Origin of the sequence: Enterobacter cloacae complex sp. S3 (assembly GCF_014930495.1) — a bacterium.
In the GTDB taxonomy this organism is placed as follows: Bacteria; Pseudomonadota; Gammaproteobacteria; order Enterobacterales; family Enterobacteriaceae; genus Enterobacter; species Enterobacter asburiae_B.
Genome location: NZ_JADBRD010000065.1, coordinates 1 through 9261 on the forward strand (window position 1 = coordinate 1; position 9261 = coordinate 9261).

Sequence of the window (9261 nt, forward strand, 5' to 3'; positions counted from 1 at the left end):
TTCCAGCGCAGCTCTAATAGAAAATATCTTTCGCAAAACAGATTCAAATGAAGTCAAGAATAAATTTTCATTTTGAATATCCACACCACAAACCATCATTATTTTTAGCAAAAGTTCTGGTTCATAATAATATAACTCCAAAGAACAATAATCTGTTTTTTGTAAGCCATAACTTTCGCCCCACTCTATCTTATTAATTTCATCATAGTCAAGATCAACAAGGCAAACATACCCACGTCCTTTACATAAGGATAGCTCACGAGATAATGCAATCACACGCTGTTTATTCCCACTCGTCATACTGTATTTTTCAAGGCAATCATCTGGAATATCTACTACCTTTATTGGGAAAACAACAGGCTCAGCAATTTTATTTACCGAAAACCAATACTTCACTATATCTCTATCAAAGTCACCTTCAACATAAATATCTTTTATATTTGGTTCCAAAGTATACCTTGCGATCAGTTCAGTTATTTTCTTCCTTGGCAACCCATTCATTTCAGTGCTCCAATCTAATAACTTTGTCTAAATGAACCGATAGTATTTCCATTGAATGAGATGCAAAAATAAACTGTGTGCTTTCGCCGTCAGTAATATCAACAAGTGCTTTAATTAGATTACGCTGCCACTTAATGTTAAGAGATATTTCCGGCTCATCTATCATGAAGAGACTTTTTGAGTCACGTGCGACCAATACATATAAAAATAAAAGAAGCAACTGTTGTTCACCTGAAGACAAATAGTTAGGTTCTAATTTTTCACCAAGAGAGCTATTTATATAAAACCCAGTTTTTAAATTATAGCTAATAGTTTTATCTGTCAACATTTCGTTTATCGTTGTAACGAACTTATGGATAATATTGTAAATAGGTATTAATGCATTAAGCCTACTTTCGAGACTATCAATATAAGGACTTAAGAGTTCAACAGACACATGATAATATGACTTTGTCTCATCCGAGAGAGCTGTAAAAAAAGACTGTGTATCTAATATAGTAGCAAGTTCATATTTTGATAAATTTTTTGTAAGAAGATCAATCTCCTCTAAGCGCTTTAGTAATCCCTCTTTAGTATTTTTATCATCCGATAAATCAAACACCTGGCTTGACGTCGAAAGATGTTTTAGAACATTAATATAAACAGAGTGTACATTCTCTGCACCTAAATTATTACCCTCAACAACTTTTGTAGATATCCATTTATGAGCGGAATTCAATGCTTGAGCTAATGCAATTTCACGACTACGGGATACCAAGCCATATATGCTTCGAGGCTCTTTATTATTAACCATTCTGCGGAGCTGTACTTCATCAGCAGGATCTGCGATTGAATCACCATCTAATCTACGATCTGCGTTAAGCAGAAAAACCTCAGGAACTACTTTTCTTAATGTCGAATAATATCCAAGTCTATTTTTAAATTGTTTATCTTTAATTTTATTAAGTTTTATTTCTGATAAATCATAACTTTCCATACTCACTTCTAAACCACTATAATCCATTGAAGTATAGTACTCGTCAAAAACATCAGACTCATCAAACCTTATAAGACGATTTTCGTGCGGGGAGTAATCCCATTCAAAACTAAGACCACCAACCTGAATACTTAATTTCATTACTTTACTATTGTTTTTCTTAAGTTGTGTGGCGCTCAACTCAACATCATTACCAATAAGAACAGTAATTTTTTCAAACCGAATATTATATAAACTCCGCAAGTGAGAACTCGATTGATTTTTAGTCCCTGACAAAAGATGAAAAACCATTCTCAACATAGTACTTTTGCCTACTCCATTTTCTCCATAAAGTACTGCTATATTGGCGAAGATATTGTCCCCAGGAAGAGTATAATCATATAGACCAAATAGTTTTTTTATTACAACAGCAGAAATCCTTTTAGGATGCTGTAATTTTTGATTCTCAGTTAAAGTTTTCATGATTCCCTCAATATGATTTATTAAGCAATTAGCCTATTAATTACTCTACACTTACGCATGCTTTTGCATGAACTATCCCTAACTTTAGATATTTATACCAAACAATTGTTTTTTTTGCGAATATCAAAAACACCTCACACGCACACAAAAAGGAATAAAAAAAAAATTTAAATTCCATTAAGTTATTAATGGTGGTTTTTCTTAGACCTAAAATACAAAAAGTGTAATGTTGACAAAATCGCACTACACCGCACCCACCTGCGGTTTTCAGATCGCAAAAATTTTTCAGTTGGGATTTTTTACAAATGATAGCGCCAGACCGCGCCACAACTGGGGATTTACAGCGAGCAGGGAACTGAAAAGAGTGAAAAGAATTTCAGCTTTTTTCAGTTTAGCTTTACTCCAACATCGTAACCACTTGAATTAAGCTATTGATAGTAAAGAGATATAAAATTTTAGGCGAGATTTCTCATGATAACTGACGGCACACTTAAAAGTTAACAAACTGATTCTTATACACATTTTTTCTTGAGCAGCTGAAATTTAATGAACCGAAGCCGGGAAAATTTTAGTTACTCCCGGCGAACCGTTCAGTGGCTCTCTTTGGCTGCCAACAGGAGTTCTAATGCTTTTTTACGCTCGTCCGGTGGCAGGGCATCCATTAGCTCTTTAATCCGTCCCTGACCGCTCAAAGCGCTGGGACTAATCGTGTGTGAGAAGGAAACGTTCATCACAAATGTATGCCCACATTCTACATTTGAGCAATAACAGTACACATCTGATAATTTGGGGTGCTTTCGGTTTGTTTTCCTCACCGTTGCCGCAGACATACACTCCGGGCAGTAAATTTTCATCACTCGCATAGCTAAACCTCTGTTGCCTGCCAGAAGAAGGGATTTTGGTTCCCTCCCTCTTGCTCTGAACGTGTAACACTGGTAACACGTGTAACGTCGTTGATTTAATTGAAATTAATCTGTTACCAGTGAGCCAAATAAAGAGGTAACGCGTGGTAACACACTGATTTTTGTTACCACTGTTACCAGTTGATATTTCTGACTGGTAACAGTGGTAAGCCTCGTCATTACTGCCTGTTACCTCTGTTACCTCTGTTACCAGTGTTACCTCATAAAAATAAGACTCACGCGATAACTATTCGGTATCGGCGCTGCCCAGTACTTGCGTATTAAACTGGTACACGCGCTTAAGCCCTATTTCTGGCAGGCGAACGCTGTTTTGCGTTCTCCCGTCTTCCCCGGCTTTCAGCCAGCCCGCCTCAACACACAATCTGGCTACCTTTCGCGAATCGAACCCTTTACAAATTTCTTTCCAGCCAGATGGCAATACGTAGAAGGTCACAGTGGATTCTGTCACGTTGTCGCCCTTGTCCACTTTCCTGAACCCCATCATCGACAGTGGACGGTTCCTGTCGTCGTGCCAGTCAGCGAAGCGGCTGAACTGGTTGCGTGTCATATAATCCCTGACCTGCTCCAGTGCGGTTTTATCCTCCTGGTTCGCGGTATGCCCACGATCAGCCATCCATGAGGCCAGGCAACACTCAGCAGCCCTGAACGCCTCACCTTCAGGCCATCCGGTTATCCCGGCTTGTGTGGCAAGTTCTCCGGCCATAGCAACCAGCGCAAAACGGGTAACAGCACGCCCAACCTGATTTCCTGCATCCGCTGGTGTCAACCTGCGGGTGTAGTCCTTCAGCAGCGCTTTCGCCTGGCTGGTCAGTTCCTGGAGATCGGCTGTCAGGCAATGCAGCCAGTCGCGGAAGGGTGAGCCATGATAATGAATAACGGCGTGTTCCAGATGCTCCGCCAGCGCTTTACCACCACTAAAGCCGTGCAGCTCCTCAAATACTCCATGCTTGCCCGAATCACTCGGGATCTGAATCATGCGTACTTCAACCCCGGCGTAGGTTCGCTCTCCGGCATTGGCAGCGTGCTCGACCAGTGACAGCTCCCCCGTGGAAAGAAACAACAAATTCCAGCGGTTTGTTTCCCGTACCGAACCATCAGTTCGGGCGCGGGCTTTGCCCTGGCCGTTCGCCAGCATGTAGGCAATATTCCCCGCCTCTCTGCCATCCACCTCGCGGATCTCATCAAGCATCAGTGTGGCATCATTGCGGCGGCTGGCCGTTCCTTCCAGCGCGTTCCCGGTAGCACGCCATGTATGCCAGAAATCCGTACCACCGCACACCGAAGCAGCCACTTTCATGGTCGTGGTTTTACCGTCTGTAGATTCACCTTTCAGGTGATAACCGCCGCCACCTATGCCAACCAGCTTCAGAAGCGGCGCGGCGAATGCCAGGCTTACGGCAAAGGCCAGTCGGGCATTATTGACGCAATAGCGACCTATATTTTCCCGCCATTCTTCCGTGGTGCCCGTAACCCGAAAATCACGCCCCTGAACGCTGGAAGTCTGGAGAATGACAGACTGTGACTCTTTGCCGATCACTTCATCCTGAAGAACATAAACCCCGCCATGCCAGCCTGTTTTATTTACACAGGTCACTTTTCTGTCGGGTTTGCACAGGGAGATATATTCCATCAGGTGTGCTCTGGCCATCCCGTTGATATTGATATAAGAAAGCCCATTGACCAACAGTACGCGCCGCAGCTCTTCTCCGCTGCCGCCCAGCATTTCCATCGGCATTGCCCATTTTCGGCTCATACCGTTGGTGTCCTCCCATTCCAGCAGTCGGCCATAGTTGCTGCCGTCAGCATCGCTGGTGATAGCTGTCACACGCAGCGGGCTGCAAATCTTGATATTGCGGATCTCAGTGTCACCATCTGATTTGTTCACCAGCTTGTCGTACCACAAATATTCTTTCGTGAGCCTGAACCCCTGCGGCAATCTGGTTTGCCCTTTTCCGTGCAATGTCATTTCCTCCCGGAAGGCTTCACGCGCCCTTTCCTTCCCGGTTTCCTGACGATAATCATCCCAGTCGGCTTTATGACGTACCGGAGGAAGCGTTACCCAACCATCTACGGCTTTCGCGGCTTTTTCAGTCCATACCCGGCCAGTGTTCTCTTTCCCGTCAACAAGATCGTTATCTCCAGCCAGGATAATCCGGGTGTCCGGCCATCGAATGCGGATTTGCTCCGCAACCTTCACCAAATTTGTGGCCGCAATGGCAGCAACGATCCAACCGTCAGCCAGGAGGCTGGCCGTCAACGCAGTGGCATATCCTTCAGTGATAATGACCTGTTCTGGAGCATCAGACGGAACATCAGCCACGGCAATAAAAGCACCTGACAGCTGACTGCCGGGTAAAAGACTTTTATCACCATCAGAGTTAATAAGCTGACCGCCTGTAACATTCCCGGTGATGTCAGTTAAAGGCAGCAGCAGCGACCCGGCTGGAAAAGTCATCCCCGCCAGATTGATGGCAGCAGTAAGAAGCGGTAAAGAGTAACCCTGCAATCCCTTTCCGGTCAGATAGGCTGATTCACCGTTTTGAGACAACTTTTTAAGTTTCTGATAGCGGTCTGCTCCTGTCTCTTTTCCCGCCACCTTTTTCCTGGCTGGCATAGCGGGTTTATCCTGTACTTCAGGCAAGGCCAGAACCTCAGAGACCATTCCCGCGACCTCCTTCACTGAGCGCCCAGTCACCAGACGGACTAAATCAAGGCCATCGCCATTGCCGCACTGATTACAGAACCATGTTCCGCGCCCCTCTTTGTCATCAAGACGAAAGCGATCTTTTCCGCCGCAGGCCGGACAGGCACCGTGGCGTCGGGCGGAAGGAACATTAATCCCTAACGCGGAAAGGATGTGTGGCCAGCGCCCGTTTGCTGCCCCCGAAACCGCAGATACAAACTGAACTTTCATAGCAGTACCTCCCCGACTCCCGCAGTGGTAATGCTGAAACCAGGAGGTACTTCTCCATCGGGCGCACCGAAAACGATGTCCCGGTACACTTCACGTAGCTCAGAAACACCAAATGCGGAAAGGCGAATATTTTCAGCCATGTAACCGGGTGACAGCATTCGCTCCAGAACGTCACACGCCAGGCGTTTCCCCTCTTCCTGGCCGAATTCGTTAATCCAGGGCGCTTCAATGTGATAAAGAATATTCATGGCCACACGCTCAGGTGTCAGTTCGATACGCTCACCATCCTCGATATACACAGCTTCCCCATTAATCCGCAGCATCAGGGAGATATAGGCGTCAGCAATGCAGGAGCGCAGAAATGCCGCCCGAAATTCTGTTGAGTTGATCCCGACATTAGCGTGCATCGCTTTCTCCTTTCATGGTGCTGGTTTCCTTCACTACACCTTCCAGCTGTTCTGCAATACATGCCATTAGCGCTGCGGCACCTTCAGCTGAAATCGTTTTCGTTCCGCTCATTACAGGCATTGAAAGAATTTCGGCAAGAAAATCGCTGGCCTGAGCAACTCGTAAAAGACGGCTTTCGCCCGCTTCAGACAAGGTGCAACCATATTTAGTGATAGGTAAATGGTTCATGCGTTCACCTCCCCGAAATTGTTCATCGGAATACGTGCGGCGAAGCTCAGTACAAAATCGGCAACGAGTTTCAGACGTGCAGCACGCTCGCAGGTTGCAACAGTACGCACAGCGAATGGACGCGCGGCATAGTCAGAACGGCGAACAGCGAGAAATACAAAGGTAAATTGAGGGTGAGGCAAAGCAGGGATCGTAGCCATGGTGGCAATCTCCTTCAGATAGCGGGTAACGCTACCACCGGAGTTCCTACGCTCATGGGTGGTAGCCCAAACGGGGGTAGGAATACCGGCTCTGAAGGATACCGGCCAGCCCGAAAGCTGCCCCGCCTGGACTACCATAATTTGGATGATGTGGCGTAAATAACGAATAGATACGGTTAACCACCACACCATAAAATAAGGGTGAGTCAAAGCTACGACACAAAAAAACACGCTCGGCGCGTGTGGTGTCGCCTTCAGATAACACGGGTTCCTACGCCCGATTGCCGATTTTGCGGCAACGCTGCGAATATAGCCCGAGCATTTAGCATGGTGCAAGAATTTTATAACCGAATCTTGTGTGTTGAACATATAGATAAACCCTGGCATTCTTAAACCGCAGACCGAAGTTTCGGTTTTTCATTATCCTGTTGCTGTGCATAAGACCCGCTTTTAGCGGGTCTTTTTGTTTCTATAGTCTCAGTCAGAAAAAGTCACCGCACTCTCATCAACAGCCGCATAAAGCTCAGGTTCACCCAGCGCATACCCTTCATTACGAAGATAAGAATTCACGTATTCACTTTTCTCATCATCAAACTCAGCCCGGAATGATCGGGTTCGGGACTGGGTATAAATGTGCAGATTATCCAGCGTAGTGACCGCAAGACGTTTTCCCGGCATGAACGGCGGGATAAAAGCAAACCGTCCGGCAATCGAACTGACTGCCATTTGCGCAGCATCCACATCAGCCGGGCGATCAGCTGCGTTGAAGAGCTTAAGACGCTGTTTAGCAGCAAGCTCGGCACCCACGAGAACCACCAGACGCGGATCTTCCCGATAAGGCTCTGCAATCAACTCAGTAATGAGGTGATTAGCGAGCAGATCGAGGTTTTTCCATTCCCCGGTATCTCCAAGGGTTAGAGGGGTGCTTAAAACCTGCTGACCATCTCGATAATCTTTTGCCAGCGCATGCCAACCGATATTTACGTCCTCACCTTTTTTATTGATCTGAGGATCAGTCGTATCGGCAATTGACTCTCCATTAAAACCAACCCGCAACATATCAAGTGCATAAGCCTGACTAAAAAACGCACTGACCGATTTTTCAAATTCGCCCTGGGCACCTGTATGATAAATATGTGACATATCTAAATAGCTGATTCTTGCACACGTGTCCGTTTCGGACAGAAAAAATTCAGTGCCATTTATCGCTAACATCTTACGGAATCTGCCGCCGTGAACTCGTCCTGTATGTAACTCGCTGGCTCCAATATTAATGGCATTACCTGAAACAGCATTTACGTCACGCAAAGTGATATTATTGATTAACCAACCAGACTCAAGAATTGAGCTTCGCAAAATATTTTCTGTTGGTTTACTTAATGTAAATCTTCTGTTTGAAGATTCCTGGTAATTTGTGCCAGATACGAATTTACTGTGATAACGGCGTGCAGCGTCCGGCCTTTCGGCTTTGAATGCATACATGATTTATCCTTTTATTATTTACGAAATATTTTTTTCTTGTGTTCAGAGAGCTGATTATATTTCACAGCATGCTCTGCATACTCACGATCGCTTACTACGGAGCGAAGAATGGCATTTTCAGCGCGGTAGTACTCCCGATAGGCCATAGTTCGACTTATCCCACCTCTTTCCAGTTCGTAACGGTCATTTGGGTATGCACAACATTTAAGAATGTGCTCAACTGAATTATCCAGTGCGCATAGAGCATCCAAGATAAATCTCACATCCCGAACTAAAGTCGCATCGTTTAAAACATTAATAAACTCAGCGGGAGAAGTTAACGGTCTGGAAAACGAGTTAAGATATTTTTTACTAACGTTCTTCCCGATATGTTCAGCTTCTTCAAGTAACAAACTTCCGAATCCTCTGAAGAGACTTACCCGCGTTTGCTGCTCTTTCTGCCGTAAAAATGCAGAATGGTACTGCCGTTCATAGGCATCACGCGCCCCTTTCACGGCATTTTTGTTTTTTACTTCAGAAACTGTTCTGGCGTTAACATTCAATCCTGCATTTTTTAATGCGTACTCGGCAGAGCTAACATCCTTTTGTCGGAAGGATAACTCTTCTTCTTCACGCTGACATAGTACCTCAAATCGACTCATTAAGAGATTAATTTCGTCGGCAGTCGCTTCCGTATCGGGGATTGTTAGCCCTGTTAAAGAACGTAATTTCTCTCCTTTATGACGCAGTTTATTTAACATAGAGATCTCGATGATTCTTATTATACATGCAGAATCACCATATTGTTCTTTAAAAATACTTACCTGATAACTATTAAGAATAGAAGTGCTTTCATTCTTGAATGAAATTAATTTAGTGTTAGTCATTTCACATTTTCCCATTGGCATTTTTCTTTTCTTTTTTGAATGTTTTTCTCTATCCAATCATTGATTTCTGCTTCTACCCATGCAACAGACCTCGTACCAATAGGAACCTGATTAGGAAATTCTTTATTTTTGATCTTTAAATAAATAGTCGATTTCGGCAGGCCGGTTAATGAAATAACATCAGACATTCTTAAAAGCTTAATTTTTTATATGCAGCGGATTCCTGAGATATAAACCCCATAGCTTTGTCATTTTTTTAAATATGATGGTAATAACTTGTCCTCATTGGATGGTTATATAC

At 44.4% G+C, this 9261-nt stretch carries 10 protein-coding genes; all 10 read right to left on the reverse strand.

Going from position 1 to position 9261, the window contains the following annotated elements; translation table 11 throughout:
- The coding region (locus IM317_RS22890) for a DUF4435 domain-containing protein (RefSeq protein ID WP_193362533.1) at window positions 1-501 on the reverse strand (501 nt) is incomplete at its 3' end.
- Between the two features lies 1 nt (window position 502).
- On the reverse strand, window positions 503-1939 hold the full coding sequence (locus IM317_RS22895) for an AAA family ATPase (RefSeq protein WP_193362534.1): 1437 nt from the start codon (window positions 1937-1939) through the stop codon (window positions 503-505).
- Between the two features lie 590 nt (window positions 1940-2529).
- The gene (locus IM317_RS22900; protein ID WP_033146112.1) at window positions 2530-2802 is read right to left on the reverse strand and encodes an ogr/Delta-like zinc finger family protein; all 273 of its coding nucleotides are present in this window, start codon (window positions 2800-2802) and stop codon (window positions 2530-2532) included.
- Between the two features lie 286 nt (window positions 2803-3088).
- The gene (locus IM317_RS22905; RefSeq protein ID WP_033146113.1) at window positions 3089-5776 is read right to left on the reverse strand and encodes a DUF927 domain-containing protein; all 2688 of its coding nucleotides are present in this window, start codon (window positions 5774-5776) and stop codon (window positions 3089-3091) included.
- Window positions 5773-6183 (reverse strand): hypothetical protein, encoded by a 411-nt coding sequence (locus IM317_RS22910; RefSeq protein ID WP_033146114.1) that lies wholly within the window; start codon window positions 6181-6183, stop codon window positions 5773-5775. The genes IM317_RS22905 and IM317_RS22910 overlap by 4 nt, the downstream gene beginning before the upstream one ends.
- Entirely contained in the window at window positions 6173-6412 is a 240-nt protein-coding gene (locus IM317_RS22915; RefSeq protein ID WP_049015280.1) for a hypothetical protein, read from the reverse strand. The genes IM317_RS22910 and IM317_RS22915 overlap by 11 nt, the downstream gene beginning before the upstream one ends.
- Window positions 6409-6981 (reverse strand): host cell division inhibitor Icd-like protein, encoded by a 573-nt coding sequence (locus tag IM317_RS22920; RefSeq protein ID WP_023325791.1) that lies wholly within the window; start codon window positions 6979-6981, stop codon window positions 6409-6411. Before IM317_RS22920 ends, IM317_RS22915 begins: the two co-directional genes overlap by 4 nt.
- 108 nt (window positions 6982-7089) lie before the next feature.
- Entirely contained in the window at window positions 7090-8094 is a 1005-nt protein-coding gene (locus tag IM317_RS22925) for a P2 family phage major capsid protein (protein WP_033146115.1), read from the reverse strand.
- Window positions 8095-8108: 14 nt separating this feature from the next.
- Complete coding sequence (locus tag IM317_RS22930; protein ID WP_033146116.1) at window positions 8109-8960, reverse strand: hypothetical protein; 852 nt, start codon at window positions 8958-8960, stop codon at window positions 8109-8111.
- Window positions 8957-9148, reverse strand: a complete 192-nt coding sequence (locus tag IM317_RS22935; protein WP_033146117.1) for an AlpA family transcriptional regulator — start codon at window positions 9146-9148, stop codon at window positions 8957-8959. The genes IM317_RS22930 and IM317_RS22935 overlap by 4 nt, the downstream gene beginning before the upstream one ends.
- Between the last annotated feature and the right edge of the window lie 113 nt (window positions 9149-9261).